Here is a 17481-nt window from a genome sequence, read left to right as displayed (position 1 = left end):
AAAAACCGGGGTCAGGTCATACCATCACGCAACATGCAGGCATGTTGCGTGATGGTATGACCTGACCCCGGTTTTGTGTTTAATCGGCCGCCGGCGCCTCGTCCTTCGGCAACTGGATCACGCCGGTGTTGAAGTTGTACTCGAACAGGTCGCCGTAACGGCCCCACTCGATGGCCACGCGCAGCGCGCGCTCGGCCTCGTCTTCGCTCAGGGTGAAGCGCAGCAGCTTGAGGAACAGGTCTTCCGGCAAGTCGCCCGACTTGTCCTGCGACAGGCCGTGGCAGATGTAGGCCACCAGCGGCACGTGCTCCAGCAACTGCTTGCCGAAGATCTCCTGGCGCGCCGTGTTGTCGGCCGCCACGTAGGCGCTGCCCAGTTGTGTGAGCAGGATGTCGCCGCTGGTCAGGTAGGCGAAGCCCAACAGGATCAGGGCGTTCAGCACTTGCAGCAGCTCGTCGTCGGTCAGCTCCGTTTCTTCCGCCAGCTGTGGCAGGTCGGCGCGGCCCGAGAACGGTTCCTCGGCCAGCAGTTCCAGGATCGCCTCCATGTGCGAGATGTCGGCCTGCGGCAGGCGGTCGCCCAGCGCCAGCTTGACTTCCTTCTCGCTGATCAGGCCCGGACGGGCGGCGCCGGCCGTCATCAGTTCATACACCTTGTCGATCAGGGCCCGCACTTCCGGCCCGGCCGCCTTGCGCGGCTGCGGCAGCGAAATCGGCAGCTCGGCCCGCACCCGGCCCGGATCGCTGGCGAAGATCAGCACCCGGTCGGCCATCATTACGGCTTCCTCGATGTTGTGCGATACCACCAGGATGGCCTTGGTCGGGATGCGGCCCGACTGCCACAGTTCCAGGATTTCCTCGCGCAGCCGCTCGCCCGTCAGCACGTCGAGCGCGGAAAACGCTTCGTCCATCAGCAGCACTTCCGGCTCCATCACCAGCGCGCGCGCGATGCCCACACGCTGGCGCATGCCGCCCGACAGCTCGCGCGGCAGCGCGCCCTCGAAGCCGGACAGGCCGATCAGGTCGATCACCTTCTCGGCCCGGCGCGCGCGCTCGTCGGCCGCCATGCCCTGCGCCTCCAGGCCCAGTTCCACGTTCTTTTGCACCGTCAGCCACGGGAACAGCGCGAACGACTGGAACACCATGCGGATGCCGCGCGCCGTGCCGTACAGCGGCATGCCGCGGTACAGCACCTGGCCCGCGTCGGCCTGGATCAGACCGGCCATGATGCGCAGCATGGTGGACTTGCCGGAGCCGGACTGGCCGAGCAGCGCCACGATCTCGCCTTCGTTGAGGGTAAAGTCCACGCCTTCGAGCACGGCGCGGGCGGAGCCGTCGGCGGCGCGGAAATGCTTGCCGACCGCTTTCAGTTCGACGATGGGGGTGCTCATAGTGTCAGTCTTTCAAATCGGTGAATTCGGGGCTGGTTCAAGGCTAGAAGTGCAGCCGGCTCTCGGCCATCGTGTACAGGCGGCGCCACACGAAGTGGTTGAAGCCCATCACGAAGATGCACATCACACCGATGCCCAGCGCGATGCGCGGGAAATCGCCCTTGGCCGTCATCTCGGCGATGTAGCTGCCCAGGCCATGGGCCTTGACGGTGGTGTCGCCCCAGCTCACATATTCGGCCACGATGGAGGCGTTCCACGAACCGCCGCTGGCCGTGATAGCACCCGTGACGAAACTGGGGAAGATGGCCGGCAGCAGGTAGCGCCGCCATTTGAGCCAGCCCGTCAGGCCGAAGTTGTGGGCCGCGTGGCGCAGTTCGGTCGGCACGGTGGAGGCGCCGGCGATCACGTTAAACAGCAGATACCACTGGGTGCCGAGGATCATCAGCGGCGACAGCCAGATGTCGGGATTCAGATGGAAGCGCACGATGGCCACCACGGCCACCGGGAACACCAGGTTGGCCGGGAACGCGGCCATGAACTGGGCCACGGCCTGGGTGCGCGAGGCCCAGCGCGGGTGCATGCCGATCCACACGCCGACCGGCACCCACACCAGCGCCGCCAGCGCCAGCAACAGCAGCACGCGCGACAGCGTGTACAGGCCCAGCACCAGCACCCGCCCCACTTCGCTCCAGCCCACTTCGGCGCGGATGAAGTGACCGAGTTCCCACAGGGCGTAGAACACGACGGCCGCGATCACGGCGTCCCACACGCGCTGCGGCAGCAGCGAGGCCTGCTGCGGCCGGGCGCGGATCGAGGTGCCGTCGTGCTGCAGGCGGAACATGGCGATCGAGCGGGCCAGCAGGCCGCCGCACCATTCCACCAGTTGCTGCGTGCGCTCGGTGCGGCGCAGCCAGGTGAGCAGCCACGATTCCTGCGCCGTATCGCTGCCCGTCTCCTCGAAGCGGAATTTGTCGGCCCACGCCAGCAAGGGGCGGAAGAACAGCTGGTCGTACAACAGCACGCCCACCAGCATGGCCGTGATGGCCCAGCCGATGGCGCCCAGGTCGCGCTGCTCGATGGCCAGCGCGATGTAGGAGCCGATGCCGGGCAGCTTGATGTTCTGGTTCGACACCGAGATCGCCTCCGACGCCACCACGAAGAACCAGCCGCCGGACATTGACATCATCATGTTCCACAGCAGGCCGGGCATGGCGAACGGCAGCTCCAGCCGCCAGAAGCGCTGCCAGCCCGACAGCTGGAACACGCTGGCCGCCTCCGACAATTCGGACGGCACGGTGCGGAAGCCCTGGTAGGCGGAGAACGCCATGTTCCACGCCTGCGAGGTGAAGATGGCGAAGATGGCCGCGCACTCCACCCCCAGCAGGTTACCGGGGAACAGGGCGATGAAGGCCGTCACCGTAATCGACAGGAAGCCCAGGATGGGGATCGACTGCAGGATGTCGAGCAGCGGCACCAGCACCTTCTCGGCCAGCCGGTACTTGGTGGTGAGGGCGGCGAACACGCAGCTGAACACCATCGACGCGCCCAGTGCGATGAACATGCGCAGCGTGGTGCGCAGCAGGTAGTACGGCAGGTAGTACGGTTCCAGCGACAGCGGCAGCGTCTCGCCCACGGCGTAGGGGCGCACCATCTGCTGGCTGCCGTAGGCCAGCAGCACGAACACGGCCAGCACGATGGGCAGCATGGCCAGGTCCCACCGGTTGCCGCCCGCTTCGACCACCTGGCGGGGGAAAAACTGCCGTTTTTTTGTCATTGCTGGTTCTTTCTCTGGCGACGGCGCGCGTTGTAACAGGGGCGGAAAAATCCCGCTAGTTTAACGGATGATAGTGACGGGAAAGTGACGCCCGGCGCCATTCTAAAGGATAGGCAGGGGCAGCTAAACAGCTCGCCAGACAATGAAATTTTATTTCAAATTTCGATTATTTTTGAAATTTTATTCAATGTGTGAGAGTTAGTGAATTTGCAAACATGCTATTCGTTTCATAATTCTGTTTATTCATCGCATCACACAGCATCATGAAACTGATCGCCGAAAAACGCTCGAAGAACGACCTGTACGACGTGTTGCGCTTCGTGCGCAACAACGGCAGCTGCACCGACACGCTGATGCCGCGCCAAGGCATCCTGCCGCATGACCTGCTGCATTACGTGGTGGAGTCGGCGCTGCCGCTGCGCCACGGTTTTCTGAGCCTGGTGGCGCGCGGCGCCGACGTGGCATTCGTGATGGAGGCGGTCCACGACCCGGCCAACAGCGCCGTCGAGCTGGAAGCGGTGCAGGTGGAAGCCATCGTGGAGGGCCTGCAGGCCCAGTTGTGGCAGGGCGAATTCGACGAGGACGCGTTCCTGGAAGGGGCCGCACTGGCCTGCCACGCGCGCGGCAAGCCACCGTTCGACTTCTCGCCGTTCGACGTGCGCTGCTGCCTGTACGAGCGCGCGCTGGCGCTGCACCGGCAATGGAGCGCGGCGCCCTACTACAGCACGCTGTCGCTGGAGTTTGCGCCGGGCGCCGTCTGCGCGCTGAGCGGCGCCGTCACTTGAGCCAGCCGCGCCGGCGGAAGTACCAGAACGGCGCGATGGCGCTGGTGACCATCAGCAGCAGCGCGAACGGATAGCCGAGCGACCACTCCAGCTCCGGGAACCAGCCGCGGAAGTTCATGCCGTAGATGGACGCGATCAGCGTCGGCGGCAGGAAGGCCACGCTGGCCACCGAGAAGATCTTGATGATCTTGTTCTGGTTGATGTTGATGAAGCCGACCGTGGCGTCCATCAGGAAGTTGATCTTATCGAACAGGAAGGACGTGTGGCCGTCCAGCGATTCGATATCGCGCAGGATCTGGCGCGCCTCCTCGAACTGGTCGGTATTGAGCAGGCGGCCCCGCATCAGGAAGCTGACGGCGCGCCGGGTATCCATCATGTTGCGGCGGATGCGGCCATTCAAGTCTTCCTCCAGCGCGATCGCATTCAGGGCGGCGGCCGCGTCCTGGTCGGTGAACTGCTTTTGCAGCACGCGCGCGCTCACTTCCTCCAGGTGCAGGTAGATGCCTTCGAGCGCGTCGGCCGAGTATTCGGCGTCGGTCGCGTACAGGTCCAGCAGCACGTCCATGTAGTCGGCGATGGAGCCGGGCCGCGAGCGGGCGCGCATGCGCACCAGGCGGAACACGGGCAGGTCGTCCGTGTGCACGGAGAACAGCATCTTGCGGGCCAGGATGAAGGCCACCGTCACCACGCGCGACGGGCCGTCGTCCTCCTCCAGCAGGAAATCGGTGCGCAGGTGCAGGTCGCCGTTCTCGGCCTCGTAGTAGCGGGCCGAGGCCTCGATGTCCTTGACCTCGTCCTCGCCCGGCAGGGTCACCCCGTAGATGGCCTTGACCCAGGCCCGCTCGTCCTCGTTCGGATCGGTCAGGTCGACCCAGACCGGCGCCACGTTCTCCAGATCGGCGCGGGTATCGATGGGAACCTGGTTGAGCCGGCCGTTTTGCAGAACGAAGACATTAATCATGGGCACTCTCGGACGACGAAGGAGGGACGCGGCGCGGCGCGCCAAAACAGCGCAAGTGTACCTGCTCGCCCCGCCGCCGGCCACCCCGGCACGACCTTTTTTTGCGCCGTCCCTGCGGTCAGCGCGTGGCCTTGTCGATCATCTTGTCCTGCATGGTGGGGGCGCCGTCGGCGGCCGGTTCCGGCTTGGGCACCTTGGGCGATTCGATGCCGCGCGTTTCATGCACCTTGACGATGGTGCTGGTGGGGTTGCGGTCGGTGCAGTCCACGTCCGACAGCACGGTCTTGCCGTCGATGACGCACTTGCGCAGCACCCCGGCCGGACGTTCGGGCTGGGCCGGCTGGGCCGCCGCAGCCGCCGCGTTGGCCACCCCGCCCGGCACGCCGCCTTGCAGCGGCGCCGCCGGATGGCCGGTCAGCTTGCCCAGCGCTTCGGCGAACAGATTGCGCTCGCTGCGCATCGACATCATGGCGGCCATGGCGATGGCGGCCAGCGTGGCCATCACGATGGCGACCTGGATCAGGCCGAGGCCGCGCTGGTACGGGTGACGGGACATGACGACTCCTTCGCTCTCAGGTTGGCACATCAAGGCAGTTCGGCCGCGCCCATGCGGCGCAGGATCACGCCGGTGCGGCGCGCCAGGTAGCCGGAATCACGGTGCTTGTCGAAAAAGCGCGGGTTGGGCAGCATCACGGCCAGCTTGGCCGCCTGCGCCGCACCGAGGTTGGCCGCGCTCACGCCGTAGTAGTGGCGCGCTGCCGCTTCCGCACCGAAGATGCCAGTGCCGAATTCGACCACGTTCAGGTAGATCTCGAAGATGCGTTCCTTGTCCATCACCGCCTCCAGCATGTAGGTGATGACCAGCTCCTGCCCCTTGCGCAGATAGCTGCGCGAGCCGGACAGGAACAGGTTCTTGGCCAGCTGCTGGGTGATGGTGGAGCCGCCGCGCACTACCTTGTGCTTCTGGCTGTTCTTCTCATAGGCCTTTTGCAGCGCATCCCAGTCCACGCCGTCGTGCTCGGAGAAGTTGGCGTCTTCCGAGGCGATGATGGCGCGCTTGAGGTTGTTCGAGATCCGCTCATACGGCACCCACAACTGCTGGATGTTGGCGTTCGGGTTCTTCTCGCGCAGCGCGGCCTGCTGCTCGCGCATGAAACTGGTCATGCCGGGGTTATGGTCGACCCACCAGCAGATGTGGAGGAAGAAGTAGAGCTGGACCAGCAACAGCAACGCCAGCGGCGCGATCACCAGCCACTTGATCCAGCGCCGGCGCCCCCCCTCATTCTTGCGTGCGCCGCTCACAGCGCGGCCCGCAGCCGGTGCAGCACTTCCCCCGTGGCCGGATGCACACCGCGCCACACGGCGAACGCCTCTGCGGCCTGCTCCACCAGCATTCCCAGTCCATCGCGCGCCAGCGCGCCGTGCCCGCTCGCATACTGCATGAACACGGTGGGCTGGGCGCCGTACATCATGTCCAGCGCCAGTGTGCCGGGGGCGAACACGCCGTCCGGCAGCGGCGGCAGGTCGCCCTGCAGGCTGGCCGAGGTGGCGTTGATGACGATATCGAACGGGCCTTCCACCTGCCCGAAGCCGCAGCCGCTGACCACACCGGCGCCGCCGAGCGCGGCGAACTGGCGCGCCAGTTCCTCGGCCGTGGCCACGGTGCGGTTGGCGATCACCAGTTGCGCCGGCCGGTGCTCGAGGAGGGGCAGCACCACGCCGCGCGCGGCGCCGCCGGCGCCCAGCAGCAGCACGCGCTTGCCCGTGATGGCCACGCCGGCGTTGTTGACGATGTCGGCCACCAGCCCGGCGCCGTCCGTGTTGTCGCCGATGATGCCCTGCTCCGTGAAGTGCAGCGTGTTGACGGCGCCCGCCGCCTGCGCGCGCACGGTCAGCGCCTGCGCCAGCTTGTGGGCTTCGAGCTTGAACGGCACGGTCACGTTGGCGCCCTTGCCGCCTTCGGCGATGAAGGCCTGCACGGCGGCCGCGAAGCCGTCCAGTGGCGCCAGGCGCGCCTCGTAAGTCAGTTGCTGCCCGGTCTGGGCCGCGAACGCGGCGTGGATGGCGGGCGATTTGCTATGGCCGATGGGATTGCCGAATACGCAGTAGCGGTCCATCACTGGGCACCGCCGCTCAGGTTTGCTTCCATTTTTTCTTCGCGGGTGAATTTGAATCGGGTGATGATGACCCACAGGTCATCCTTGTCGTTCGACAGCATCTTGGGCGGGAAGCGCCCGAACGGTTGCGCGCGCCGCACGATCTCCAGCGCCTTGGCGTCCAGCGCCGGGTTGCCGGAGCTGCGCTCGACGCGGGCGCCGCCATCCTTGGTGTAGATGTAACCGTCCTGGAACACGGGGATGTAGACCACCAGTTCGCCATACAGCTTGCGGCCGTTCTGCTGCGGGAAGTTGAGCGTGCCCACTTCCTCGATGCGGCGCTGCATGGTCTTGTAATACTCGGCGTAACCCACTTCGCGCGTGCTGGGCGTGATGAAGGTTTTCTTGGGCCGCTTGTTCTGGTCCTCGATGGTTTCGCTGATCTCAGCCGCCATGCGGGCGATGGCCTTGCTGGAATCGAGCAGGTCGGAGCCGGTGGGCAGCGGGTCGGGCTTGCTCTTTTCCGTCACGGGCGGCGCCGTGAACGGGGTGGGCTTGCTCACCTGGCTCAGCAGGTTGCGCTGCTGTTCTTCCAGTTCCGCGATGCGCCGCCGCGTGGCCTTGACGCTGTCGCCCATCTCCATCTTGCGCATGTCGGGCAGCGGCGACTTGGCGCGGCCCGTGTCCACGTTGCCGCCACCATCGAGGTTGGCCTGGGCCAGCGCCTCGGCCTTGAGCGGCGCGCGCGCATGCTTGGCGTTGACGAGGATGACCTCCAGGCCGGGGTCGGTGGGTTCCACCTTGAAGGCCTTGGGGGCGACGAAATGGACGGCGAGCAAGACCCCGTGCGCCAGCAGGGAGACGCCGAACGCCATCATCAGGAAACGGTTTTCTTGGAGAGACTTCACGCTGTGCCAGACCGCAGGGGATTACAAAGTGGGCTGATTTTAACCCGAACCGGCGGGGCGGCGGCCACGCCGCCGCCCCGGCCGCATCTTCGGCCGATTACTTGGCCAATTATTCAGCCAGCGGCGCTTCGGCCGTCGACTCGCCCGTCACGATCACGGGCGCGTCGCTGGCGGGCGCCGGCTCGGCCTGCTCCTCGGCCGCCGCTTCCACGGCGGAGACGTCGTCCTCGTCCTCGTAATCGAGTTCAGCGTCGGTGGCCACCGCGCCGGCGGCCGGGATCTCCAGCAGCCGCGCTTCGATCGACAGGTCGACCTCGTCCCAGCGCAGGATGTCGAGCTTGACCTGCGCCCCGCGCGCTACCTGCGGCATGCCGGGCAGGCGGATGATGAGCGGAATGTCGACCAGGCGCAGCACTTCATCCTTGAGCACCACCGCCTCCACCTGGCGCGCATCCTCCTGGCCCAGCCAGCGCAGGCACCAGTAGCGTTCCATGTTGGACTGGAAGTCGGCATAGGCCGCGTAGGCCGCGTCGAAGGCCGAGACGATGGCGAACAGGTTGGCGTCCTTGGGCTTGAACGGGGCCACCAGCGGCGCCGTCACGCCATGCTCGGCGCAGGCCAGGATCTGCCACTGGTTGACCAGGTCGGTGTAGCGGCGCAGCGGCGAGGTGCTCCACGCATACTGGTCCACGCCCAGGCCCTGGTGGGGCGCGGCGTGGGTGACCATGCGCACCTGCATCTTGGCAGCCCAGCCGCCCGTGCCGCCGCCCTGGCTGCGGTAGATGCCGGGCACGCCGTGCTCGTGCATCATTTTGCCCCAGCTGCTGTTGGCGAAGATCATCAGCTCGGCCACGATCTTGTCCAGCGGCGCGCCGCGCTTGCGGCGGGTGACGGTGACCACGTCGTCTTCCACGTAGAAGTTGAAATCGACGCGGTTGTTCTGTTCCGGCTTCAGGCCGAACGCTTCGCGCTTGGCCATGCGGCCCTGCTCCAGGTGCTGGGCCCATTGCCACAGCAGCGCCAGCTCTTCCTTGTGCGCATACTCGCCCACGCCGCTGGCCAGGGTTTCCTCGTTGACGAGATCGTCCAGGTCGTTGTGGCGCAGGTTGTTGGCGATCGGCACCAGCTCGGCGCGCGTGACGGTGGACACCACGCTCCAGTTGGCCGGGTTCAGCGTGGCGTACAGCGACAGGGCCGGGCAGGTCTTGCCCTCGGCCAGCGTGAACGCTTCCACGATGCTGTCGGGCAGCATGGTGATCTTGTCGCCGGGCATGTAGACGGTGGACATGCGGGCGCGCGCCATCTTGTCGACCGCGTCGTCGGGCTTGATGCCCAGGCCGGGCGCGGCGATGTGGATGCCGACCCGCACCGTGCCATCGTCGAGCCGCACGACGGAGAACGCATCGTCGATCTCGGTGGTGGTGACGTCGTCGATCGAGAACGCGCGCACCTCGGCCACCGGCAAATTGGTGGGCGCCACCGGCAGCGGCACCTCGGGGAAGCCGGCGCCGCGCGGGAAGTTCTCGAACAGGAACTTGGACATGTGCAGCTGCTTGGGCGAGGCCACGCCGCCCACGGCCAGCATCAGGCGCTGGGCGTTGGTGTGCAGCTCGTCGCAGGCCGCTTCCAGCGCCTTGTACTCGATGGAATTCTTATCGGGCTTAAACAGCAGTTGCTGCACGATGGCTTGCATGGACGCGGGCAGCTGGTTCGCCTTCAATTCCGCCACATACTGGGCCTGGATGATGGCTTGCTGTTTCTTCTTCTCGATGCCGGCCTGGGCCGCGCGCAGCGATTGCTCGGGCGCGGCCTTGTAGCGGCCCCGGCCCTTCTTGTAGAAATAGATGGGTGCGCCGTGCAGGCTCAGGATCAGGCCGGCCGCCTCGAACGGCAGCGGGGTGTGGCCGAAGTATTCCGCGCCCAGCTCCGCGAAACCGAACTCGTCCTCGCCCGCCACTTCCCACAGGAATTCCAGGTCGATGTCGGCCGCCACGGCCTTGGCCTGCTCGTACAGCTCGGCCGGCGTGGGTTTTTCATATTGCAGCAGCACATCCTTGACCTTGACCTTGGTGCGCTTGCCGCTGGCCAGTTCCACCTGGTAGGCCTCGCCCGCTTGCGACAGCACGGTGCCGACCTTGAAATCGCCGGATTCTTCGAAAAATAAATTCATTGCTCGTTTCTATTCGTTATCGTTGTGATCGTATTCGTATTCGTCTGGAGCACCAGCTCCAGCACGGCCGGCAGGAACACTTCCGTCACCAGCAGCGTGCCCTGGCGGCGCCGGTACAGGCAGCGCCGCGCATATAAAATGGGTGGCCGATCCAAGCCGAGCGCGGCGCTGGCGCGCTGCATCAGCGGATGGCCTGCGCGCAGGCGCGCATAGTGCAGTGCGCCGCGCCGCACCAGCGGGTCGCCGAACAGGGTCGAGCCCAGCGAACGCTCGCCCAGCGCGCTGAACAGGGGCCAGTCCGCCGCCGTGGCCGACATCGGCACCACCGTGTGGCCGAACACCACCGGCCTATTATCACACCGCAGCAGCACTTCACGTTCCCACACACGCCCCGGACGGTGCAGGCCGATGGCCGCCGTCTCGTCCGCCAGGCAGCGCGCCGGGCGCTGGTGCAAGCACTGCACGCGGAACGCCTGGCTGTGGTCCTTGAGCTTGGCCGTGAGCGAACCGCCGCCCGTGAGCCAGTGCCGCAAGTCGAACGGGGCGTTGAGCGCGTTGACGTGGCCGTACCAGTGCGCCTGCCGCAGCGTGGGCGCCCTCACCGGCCCGCCCCGACGCCGCAAAACGCCAGCACCGGCGCCACATAATCGGCGAAGCCGGAAATGGCGTGGTCGCTGCCGGCGATCACATGCTGGGCCGCGCCCGCGTAGTGGGCCACCATGTCGCGGTAGTCCAGCACTTCGTCGCCCGTGGCCGCCAGCAGGAAATAACGCTCCGGCCGCGTGATGCGCGGCACCGCCAGCGCTTGCAGTTCGGCGATGTATTCACGCTTGAATTCGAACGGCTCATCCGAATGGTATTGCGTGCCCACACCCACGTAAGGCTCCAGGTCCAGCATGGGGACCACGGCCGGGTTCAGCACGGCCGCGCGGCAGCCCAGCCGTTCGGCCAGCCAGGTGGCGTAATAACCGCCCAGCGAGGAACCGATCAGGGCCAGTTCATCGGCCGGCACGCCGTCCACCAGTTCCAGCGCCAATGCCATGGCCGCCTTGGGCGAGGCCGGCAACTGCGGGCACAGGTAATCGGCGCCCAGGCCCAGCGCCTGCATGCGCTCGCCCACCAGGCGCGCCTTCATGGAGCGGGGCGAGGAACGGAATCCGTGCAGGTAGAGGATCATCGGGCCAGCGCCTGCAGGATCTTCTGGTGCACGCCGCCGAAGCCGCCGTTGCTCATCACCACGATGTGGTCGCCGGGACGGGCGGCGGCGGCGATGGCCGCCACCAGCGCGTCCAGGTCCTCGTAGGCGCTGGCCCGCTGGCCCAGCGGCGCCAGCGCGTCGCCCAGGCTCCAGCCCAGCGCCTGCTGGCTGCCGTAGCCGAACACGAGGTCGGCGTCGCCCAGGCTGCCCGGCAGCGCGTCCTTCATGGCGCCCAGTTTCATGGTGTTGGAACGCGGCTCCAGCACGGCCAGGATGCGGCTGGCCTGCCCCAGCTTCTGGCGCAAGCCGCCCACGGTGGTGGCGATGGCGGTCGGGTGGTGGGCGAAATCGTCGTAGACGGTGACCTCGTTGACGACGCCGCGCACTTCCATGCGCCGCTTGACGCTCTGGAAGCTGGCCAGCGATTGCGCGGCCTGGGCCACGGGCACGCCCACGTGGCGCGCGGCGGCGATGGCGGCCAGCGCGTTGGCGCGGTTGTGCTTGCCCGTGAGCTGCCAGCGCACGGTGCCCGACGGTTCGCCGTTGAAGATCACGTCGAAGCTGCCATCGTCATGCTCGCGCAGGGTCCAGTTGACGCCGTCGCTGAGGCCGAACGTTTCGCGCTCGCTCCAGCAGCCGCGCTGCAACACGCGCTGCAACGACGCTTCGTCGCCATTGACGACGAGCCGGCCGATGCCGGGCACGGTGCGCACCAAATGGTGGAACTGGGTCTCGATGGCGGCCAGATCGGGGAAGATGTCGGCGTGATCGTATTCGAGGTTGTTCAGGATGGCCGTCTTGGCGTGGTAATGGACGAACTTGCTGCGCTTGTCGAAGAAGGCCGTGTCGTATTCGTCGGCCTCGATCACGAAGAAGTCCGAGTCCACGCCGGGACCGGACAGGCGGGCCGAGATGCCGAAATTGACGGGCACGCCGCCGATCAGGAAGCCGGGCGCGTAGCCGGCGTCCTCCAGGATCCAGGCCAGCATGGCCGAGGTGGTGGTCTTGCCGTGCGTGCCGGCCACGGCCAGCACCCACTTGTTGCGTAATATATGTTCGCCTATCCACTGCGGGCCCGACACATAGGGCAGGCTGCGGTTGAGGATTTCCTCGATCAGCGGGTTGCCGCGCGTAACCACGTTACCGACCACATACAAATCAGGCTTGAGCTGCACCTGCTCGGCGCCGTAACCCTGGATCAGTTCGATGCCCTGGGCTTCCAGCTGGGTGCTCATGGGCGGGTAGACATTGGCGTCGCAGCCGGTGACGCGGTGACCGGCCTGCTTGGCCAGCACGGCCAGGCCACCCATGAAGGTGCCGCAGATGCCGAGGATATGAATATGCATGTGAATTGGTATGAATACGACGGTGGGACGATGGTCAGGATGGTCAGAGATGGGATTTTACCTGACGCCGGGGGTTTTTCCCCTTTTGACTATTCAAGGTATCATTTGCCCCATGATGCCCAAGCCAAACGACGAAGCCCGGCAGTTGCGCGCGGAAATAGCCGCCGCCGCCGCCCGGCTCATAGCCCAGGACGGGGCCGAGTACGACAACGCCAAACGCAAGGCCGCGCGCCAGGTGCTGGGCGAGGCGCACGGCAATATTAATATGTTGCCCGCCAATCTATTACCGTCCGACACGGAAATCGAACTGGAAGTGCGCTTGTACCAGGCCCTGTTCCATGCCGACACACAGCCCGCCCATTTGTTCCGCCTGCGCACGGCGGCGCTGCAAGTGATGGAGCTGCTGGAGAAGTTCAGCCCCTACCTGACCGGTTCCGTGCTCAACGGCACGGCCGGCCCCCACGACGACATCCACCTGCAGTTGTTCGCCGACAGCGCCAAGGAAGTGGAAATCTTCCTGCTGAACCAGAACCTGACCCTCGACTTCTCGGAAGCGCCCCACTTCAAGGGGCCCCGTTTCGATCCGGTGGAAGTGGTCAGCTTCCTGTGGCAGCAGGAAGGCGTGCATGCGGCCCTGTATGACCTCGACGATTTGCGCGGCGCCCAGAAACTGCGCGCCGATGGCAAGCTCATGCGGGCGGACCTGGCCGCCGTGCGCACCCTCTTAATCAGCAGCACCCACCCCGACGACAAGCTTTCCCTTCCGACATGAAAAAAAATCATCTGATCGCCTATTCCGTCATTGCCCTGATGTTCGGCGCCATGGGCGCCTGGGTCGGCACCCACCAGAAGGAACCGGCCCCGCCCGTGACCGCCACGGCCGCGCCCGGCTTCACCGGTCCCGTCGACGCACTATATAAACAGTCGCTGCCGGATGTGGCCGGCGCCAGCCAGGCACTGGCCCAGTACAAAGGCCAGGCCTTGCTGGTCAATTTCTGGGCTCCGTGGTGCGCGCCGTGCGTGCAGGAGATGCCGGAGCTGTCGGCGCTGGCCGCCGGAGATGCCGGCAAGAAGCTGAAAGTTATCGGCATAGGCATTGATTCGCCCTCAAATATCGCCGAATTTGCCAACAAATTCAAAATCGCCTATCCGCTCTACGTGGCCGGCATGGGCGGCACCGAGCTGTCGCGCCAGTTCGGCAACACCGGGGGCGGCCTGCCATACACGGTATTGATCGGGGCGGATGGACAAGTGAAGAAAACCTATTTAGGCCGTTTGAAGTTCGATCAATTGCGCGCCGACCTGGCTGCCTTGTAATCAATTCCATCAGTTTTTTTCTCTTGCCATCGCCCTCCGTTGGCGGCAAAATGCGGAACTTTCGCGGAAAATGGTCCTGAATCCATGGCACAACACCTCCTGTTACTCAACGGCCCCAACCTGAATTTGCTGGGGACGCGCGAGCCCGAGGTCTACGGCGCAAGCACCCTGGCCGACGTCGAGCAGGCAGCCCAGGCCCAGGTCGCGGCCGCCGGCGCGACGCTGTCTTGTTTTCAGAGCAACCACGAAGGCGCGTTGATCGACCGCATCCATGCCGCCAGGACGGAAGGCGTGGACGCCATCGTCATCAACCCGGGTGGACTGACCCACACCAGCGTGGCCCTGCGCGATGCGCTGGCCGGTGTGGCCATTCCTTTCGTTGAAGTGCATATATCGAATATTTACCAGCGCGAAGCGTTTCGCCACCATTCTTTCCTTAGCGCAATAGCGATCGGTACGATCTGCGGCCTGGGCATCGAGGGATATCGCTTTGCCATCGACTTCGCCCTTAAAAGGCGTTAATCTACGCGATCTGCGCGCAATTTTAGCGCGGCGTGGCCCATGAGGCGGCGCTGCACCCACTCAAATACAAGATAATTCCTGGGGGTTACACATGGATTTACGCAAGCTCAAGACCTTGATCGACCTGGTCGCCGAATCGGACATCGCTGAACTGGAAGTCACCGAAGGCGAAAGCAAAGTGCGCATCGTCAAGTCGTCGGCCATGGCTCAAAACCAGGTCGTGATGATGCAGCCGCAAGGCCTGCCGCAACAATTCCAGTCTGCTCCCGCCCCTGTGGCCGCCGCCGCGCCGGCCGCCGCCGCCACCGCCGTCGTGGCCGCCGAGCCGACCGGCCACGTGGTCAAGTCGCCCATGGTGGGCACCTTCTACCGTTCCTCCGCACCGGGCAACCCGGCCTTCGTCGAAGTGGGCGCCACCGTCAAGGAAGGCGATACCCTGTGCATCATCGAAGCGATGAAGCTGCTCAACGAAATCGACGCCGACAAGGCCGGCACCATCACCCAGATCCTGGTCGAGAACGGCCAGCCGGTCGAATTCGGCCAGCCATTGTTTGTGATAGGCTAAGTCGCCCGCCTGCCCCCGCCCACGGCGGGGCGCGCCCGACTTTCCCCCCGCACTCCCCTCTACAGCAGCCGCCGGCCCGCCGGCGCTCACAGACCTACGCGAACCTATCATGTTTGAAAAAATCCTCATCGCCAACCGTGGCGAAATCGCCCTCCGGATCCAGCGCGCCTGCCGCGAAATGGGCATCAAGACGGTGGTCGTCCACTCGGAAGCGGATAAAGACGCCAAATACGTGAAGCTGGCCGACGAATCGGTGTGTATCGGTCCCGCTCCGTCGTCGTTGAGCTACCTCAACATGCCAGCCATCATCAGCGCGGCCGAGGTGACGGACGCGGAAGCGATCCACCCCGGCTACGGCTTCCTGTCGGAAAACGCCGACTTCGCCGAGCGCGTGGAGAAATCGGGCTTCGTGTTCATCGGCCCCCGCTCCGATTCGATCCGCCTGATGGGCGACAAGGTCTCGGCCAAGCAAGCCATGATCAAGGCCGGCGTGCCCTGCGTGCCCGGTTCGGACGGCGCGCTGCCCGACGATCCCAAGGCCATCGTGCAGATCGCGCGCAAGGTCGGCTATCCGGTCATCATCAAGGCGGCCGGCGGTGGCGGCGGACGCGGCATGCGCGTGGTGCACACGGAAGCGGCCCTGATCAACGCCGTGGCCATGACCAAGACGGAAGCGGGCACGGCCTTCGGCAACCCCGAAGTCTACATGGAGAAATACCTGGAGAATCCACGCCACGTGGAAATCCAGATCCTGGCCGACGAGCACAAGAACGCCGTCTGGCTGGGCGAGCGCGACTGCTCGATGCAGCGCCGCCACCAGAAAGTGATCGAGGAAGCGCCGGCGCCCGGCATTCCCCGCAAACTGATCGAAAAGATCGGCGACCGCTGCGCCGAAGCATGCCGCAAGATCGGCTACCGCGGCGCGGGCACCTTCGAATTCCTGTATGAGAACGGCGAGTTCTACTTCATCGAGATGAACACCCGCGTGCAGGTCGAACACCCGGTCACGGAAATGATCACCGGCATCGACATCGTGCAGGAACAGATCCGCATCGCCGCCGGCGAGAAGCTGCGCTTCCGCCAGCGCGACGTGATGCTGGCCGGCCACGCCATCGAGTGCCGCATCAACGCCGAAGACCCGTTCAAGTTCACCCCGTCGCCCGGCCGCATCCAGGCCTGGCACACCCCGGGCGGTCCCGGCATCCGGGTCGACTCGCACTCGTATGCGGGTTATTATGTGCCACCGCACTATGATTCGATGATCGGCAAGCTGATCGCCTACGGCGCCACCCGCGAGCAGGCTATCCGCCGCATGCAGATCGCGCTGTCGGAAATGGTGGTCGAAGGTATCCAGACCAACATCCCGCTGCACCGCGAACTGATGATCGACGCCCGCTTCATCGAAGGCGGCACCAATATTCACTACCTGGAACAAAAGCTGGCCGACATGCCCGAGCTGCACAAACTGAGCCTGGGCAACAAGAACGACAGCAAAGGATCGTAATGAGCTGGACTGAAATCGTCATCGAAATCGCGCGCGACCACGCCGAAGCCCTGTCGGACGCCCTGATGGAAGTGGGCGCCCTGTCCGTTTCCGTCGAGGACGCGGACGAAGGCACGGACGCCGAGCGCCCCCTGTTCGGCGAGCCGGGCATGGAGCCCAAGGAAGCGGCATGGGAACACAGCCGCGTGGTGGCGCTGACGGAGCAGGACGCCGACCAGGCCGCCATCGTGGCGGCCGCCGCCGAGCAGATCAAGCTGGCCGCCGTGCCCAGGTTCACGCTGCGCAAGGTGGAGGAGCAGGACTGGGTGCGCTTGACCCAGTCGCAGTTCGCGCCCATCCACATCGGCAAGAACATCTGGGTCGTGCCGAGCTGGCACGAAGCCCCCGATCCCGACGCCCTGATCCTGGAACTGGACCCGGGCCTGGCCTTCGGCACCGGCAGCCATCCGACCACCCGCTTGTGCATGGAGTGGCTGGAAGCCCATCCGGCGCCGGGCAAGACCGTGCTCGACTACGGCTGCGGTTCCGGCATCCTGGCCATGGTGGCCAAGAAGCTGGGCGCCGCGCAGGTGGCCGGCGTGGACATCGACCCGCAGGCGATCGAATCGGCGCGCGACAACGGCGTGCGCAACCAGTGCGACGTCGAGTACTTCCTGCCCGACACGTTCGCCCAGTCGGCCTATGCCAACCAGCGTTTCGACGTGGTGGTGGCCAACATCCTGTCCAGCCCGCTCAAGCTGATGGCGCCCATGTTGTCGGGCCGCGTGGCCGACGGTGGTGCGCTGATCCTGTCGGGCGTGCTGGCACGCCAGGCCGAGGAAGTGGCGGCCGCCTATGCCCCGTTCATCAAGCTCGGCGTGTGGGCCGAGCAGGATGGCTGGGTCGCCCTGCATGGCCGTCTCGGCAGCGACACGGTGCCGCCGGCGCGCGACGCCTGATCCACCG

The 17481-nt window shown here is 65.6% G+C and carries 18 protein-coding genes; 7 read left to right on the top strand and 11 right to left on the bottom strand.

The genetic code is table 11. From position 1 onward, the window contains the following. Window positions 1–79: 79 nt before the first annotated feature. Window positions 80–1390, bottom strand: a complete 1311-nt coding sequence (locus H3H37_RS17715) for an ABC transporter ATP-binding protein (RefSeq protein WP_182164911.1) — start codon at window positions 1388–1390, stop codon at window positions 80–82. 43 nt (window positions 1391–1433) lie between these two features. After that, window positions 1434–3164: an ABC transporter permease gene (locus H3H37_RS17710; protein WP_182164909.1), complete on the bottom strand. Its 1731-nt coding sequence runs from the start codon at window positions 3162–3164 to the stop codon at window positions 1434–1436. 263 nt (window positions 3165–3427) lie between these two features. Here H3H37_RS17710 and H3H37_RS17705 point away from each other — a divergent pair, with 263 nt between their 5' ends. Then, a complete protein-coding gene (locus tag H3H37_RS17705; RefSeq protein WP_182164907.1) occupies window positions 3428–3949 on the top strand; it encodes a hypothetical protein in 522 nt (173 codons plus the stop codon). Here H3H37_RS17705 and corA read toward each other — a convergent pair. The 9 genes from corA to mpl all read right to left on the bottom strand — a co-directional run bounded on the left by corA (window position 3942) and on the right by mpl (window position 12628). Further along, a complete protein-coding gene (corA, locus tag H3H37_RS17700) occupies window positions 3942–4910 on the bottom strand; it encodes a magnesium/cobalt transporter CorA (RefSeq protein WP_182164905.1) in 969 nt (322 codons plus the stop codon). The two genes, H3H37_RS17705 and corA, sit on opposite strands and share 8 nt — an antisense overlap. A 118-nt stretch (window positions 4911–5028) precedes the next feature. Then, on the bottom strand, window positions 5029–5466 hold the full coding sequence (locus H3H37_RS17695) for a DUF4124 domain-containing protein (protein ID WP_229218898.1): 438 nt from the start codon (window positions 5464–5466) through the stop codon (window positions 5029–5031). 29 nt (window positions 5467–5495) lie between these two features. Further along, on the bottom strand, window positions 5496–6212 hold the full coding sequence (gene mtgA, locus H3H37_RS17690) for a monofunctional biosynthetic peptidoglycan transglycosylase (protein WP_182164903.1): 717 nt from the start codon (window positions 6210–6212) through the stop codon (window positions 5496–5498). Continuing rightward, the gene (gene aroE, locus H3H37_RS17685) at window positions 6209–7027 is read right to left on the bottom strand and encodes a shikimate dehydrogenase (protein ID WP_182164901.1); all 819 of its coding nucleotides are present in this window, start codon (window positions 7025–7027) and stop codon (window positions 6209–6211) included. Before aroE ends, mtgA begins: the two co-directional genes overlap by 4 nt. Next, the gene (locus tag H3H37_RS17680; RefSeq protein ID WP_182165119.1) at window positions 7027–7884 is read right to left on the bottom strand and encodes a TonB family protein; all 858 of its coding nucleotides are present in this window, start codon (window positions 7882–7884) and stop codon (window positions 7027–7029) included. The genes aroE and H3H37_RS17680 overlap by 1 nt, the downstream gene beginning before the upstream one ends. 139 nt (window positions 7885–8023) lie before the next feature. Further along, a complete protein-coding gene (locus H3H37_RS17675) occupies window positions 8024–10084 on the bottom strand; it encodes a ribonuclease catalytic domain-containing protein (protein WP_182164899.1) in 2061 nt (686 codons plus the stop codon). After that, window positions 10081–10686, bottom strand: coding sequence for a chorismate--pyruvate lyase family protein (locus tag H3H37_RS17670; protein ID WP_182164897.1), 606 nt, complete (start codon window positions 10684–10686; stop codon window positions 10081–10083). The genes H3H37_RS17675 and H3H37_RS17670 overlap by 4 nt, the downstream gene beginning before the upstream one ends. Beyond that, window positions 10683–11261, bottom strand: coding sequence for a YqiA/YcfP family alpha/beta fold hydrolase (locus H3H37_RS17665; protein WP_182164895.1), 579 nt, complete (start codon window positions 11259–11261; stop codon window positions 10683–10685). The genes H3H37_RS17670 and H3H37_RS17665 overlap by 4 nt, the downstream gene beginning before the upstream one ends. After that, the gene (gene mpl, locus H3H37_RS17660; protein WP_182164893.1) at window positions 11258–12628 is read right to left on the bottom strand and encodes a UDP-N-acetylmuramate:L-alanyl-gamma-D-glutamyl-meso-diaminopimelate ligase; all 1371 of its coding nucleotides are present in this window, start codon (window positions 12626–12628) and stop codon (window positions 11258–11260) included. The genes H3H37_RS17665 and mpl overlap by 4 nt, the downstream gene beginning before the upstream one ends. Window positions 12629–12740: 112 nt before the next feature. Here mpl and H3H37_RS17655 point away from each other — a divergent pair, with 112 nt between their 5' ends. The 6 genes from H3H37_RS17655 to prmA all read left to right on the top strand — a co-directional run bounded on the left by H3H37_RS17655 (window position 12741) and on the right by prmA (window position 17474). Continuing rightward, window positions 12741–13400 (top strand): hypothetical protein, encoded by a 660-nt coding sequence (locus H3H37_RS17655; RefSeq protein ID WP_182164891.1) that lies wholly within the window; start codon window positions 12741–12743, stop codon window positions 13398–13400. Continuing rightward, on the top strand, window positions 13397–13945 hold the full coding sequence (locus H3H37_RS17650) for a TlpA family protein disulfide reductase (protein ID WP_182164889.1): 549 nt from the start codon (window positions 13397–13399) through the stop codon (window positions 13943–13945). The genes H3H37_RS17655 and H3H37_RS17650 overlap by 4 nt, the downstream gene beginning before the upstream one ends. Before the next feature lie 84 nt (window positions 13946–14029). Then, window positions 14030–14467, top strand: coding sequence for a type II 3-dehydroquinate dehydratase (gene aroQ / locus H3H37_RS17645; protein WP_182164887.1), 438 nt, complete (start codon window positions 14030–14032; stop codon window positions 14465–14467). A 91-nt stretch (window positions 14468–14558) separates the two neighbouring features. Beyond that, complete coding sequence (gene accB / locus H3H37_RS17640) at window positions 14559–15032, top strand: acetyl-CoA carboxylase biotin carboxyl carrier protein (protein WP_182164885.1); 474 nt, start codon at window positions 14559–14561, stop codon at window positions 15030–15032. Window positions 15033–15141: 109 nt separating this feature from the next. Next, window positions 15142–16536, top strand: coding sequence for an acetyl-CoA carboxylase biotin carboxylase subunit (gene accC, locus H3H37_RS17635; protein WP_182164883.1), 1395 nt, complete (start codon window positions 15142–15144; stop codon window positions 16534–16536). After that, a complete protein-coding gene (gene prmA, locus H3H37_RS17630; protein WP_182164881.1) occupies window positions 16536–17474 on the top strand; it encodes a 50S ribosomal protein L11 methyltransferase in 939 nt (312 codons plus the stop codon). Before accC ends, prmA begins: the two co-directional genes overlap by 1 nt. Window positions 17475–17481: the final 7 nt, after the last annotated feature.

It is taken from the genome of Rugamonas brunnea, assembly GCF_014042345.1.
Lineage (GTDB): Bacteria > Pseudomonadota > Gammaproteobacteria > Burkholderiales > Burkholderiaceae_D > Rugamonas > Rugamonas brunnea.
The sequence above is the reverse complement of the archived record's forward strand: the minus strand, read 5'-3'. Positions and strand labels throughout refer to the sequence as shown.

What these genes read in the sequence shown, in the direction of transcription:
- H3H37_RS17665 (WP_182164895.1), bottom strand. Translation starts at nt 11,261, where the DNA reads ATGATCCTCTACCTGCACGGATTCCGTTCCTCGCCCCGCTCCATGAAG.
- H3H37_RS17705 (WP_182164907.1), top strand. Translation starts at nt 3,428, where the DNA reads ATGAAACTGATCGCCGAAAAACGCTCGAAGAACGACCTGTACGACGTG.
- mpl (WP_182164893.1), bottom strand. Translation starts at nt 12,628, where the DNA reads ATGCATATTCATATCCTCGGCATCTGCGGCACCTTCATGGGTGGCCTG.
- H3H37_RS17655 (WP_182164891.1), top strand. Translation starts at nt 12,741, where the DNA reads ATGATGCCCAAGCCAAACGACGAAGCCCGGCAGTTGCGCGCGGAAATA.
- prmA (WP_182164881.1), top strand. Translation starts at nt 16,536, where the DNA reads ATGAGCTGGACTGAAATCGTCATCGAAATCGCGCGCGACCACGCCGAA.
- H3H37_RS17680 (WP_182165119.1), bottom strand. Translation starts at nt 7,884, where the DNA reads ATGATGGCGTTCGGCGTCTCCCTGCTGGCGCACGGGGTCTTGCTCGCC.
- H3H37_RS17650 (WP_182164889.1), top strand. Translation starts at nt 13,397, where the DNA reads ATGAAAAAAAATCATCTGATCGCCTATTCCGTCATTGCCCTGATGTTC.
- aroQ (WP_182164887.1), top strand. Translation starts at nt 14,030, where the DNA reads ATGGCACAACACCTCCTGTTACTCAACGGCCCCAACCTGAATTTGCTG.
- accB (WP_182164885.1), top strand. Translation starts at nt 14,559, where the DNA reads ATGGATTTACGCAAGCTCAAGACCTTGATCGACCTGGTCGCCGAATCG.
- H3H37_RS17675 (WP_182164899.1), bottom strand. Translation starts at nt 10,084, where the DNA reads ATGAATTTATTTTTCGAAGAATCCGGCGATTTCAAGGTCGGCACCGTG.
- H3H37_RS17710 (WP_182164909.1), bottom strand. Translation starts at nt 3,164, where the DNA reads ATGACAAAAAAACGGCAGTTTTTCCCCCGCCAGGTGGTCGAAGCGGGC.
- aroE (WP_182164901.1), bottom strand. Translation starts at nt 7,027, where the DNA reads ATGGACCGCTACTGCGTATTCGGCAATCCCATCGGCCATAGCAAATCG.
- accC (WP_182164883.1), top strand. Translation starts at nt 15,142, where the DNA reads ATGTTTGAAAAAATCCTCATCGCCAACCGTGGCGAAATCGCCCTCCGG.
- H3H37_RS17695 (WP_229218898.1), bottom strand. Translation starts at nt 5,466, where the DNA reads ATGTCCCGTCACCCGTACCAGCGCGGCCTCGGCCTGATCCAGGTCGCC.
- H3H37_RS17715 (WP_182164911.1), bottom strand. Translation starts at nt 1,390, where the DNA reads ATGAGCACCCCCATCGTCGAACTGAAAGCGGTCGGCAAGCATTTCCGC.
- corA (WP_182164905.1), bottom strand. Translation starts at nt 4,910, where the DNA reads ATGATTAATGTCTTCGTTCTGCAAAACGGCCGGCTCAACCAGGTTCCC.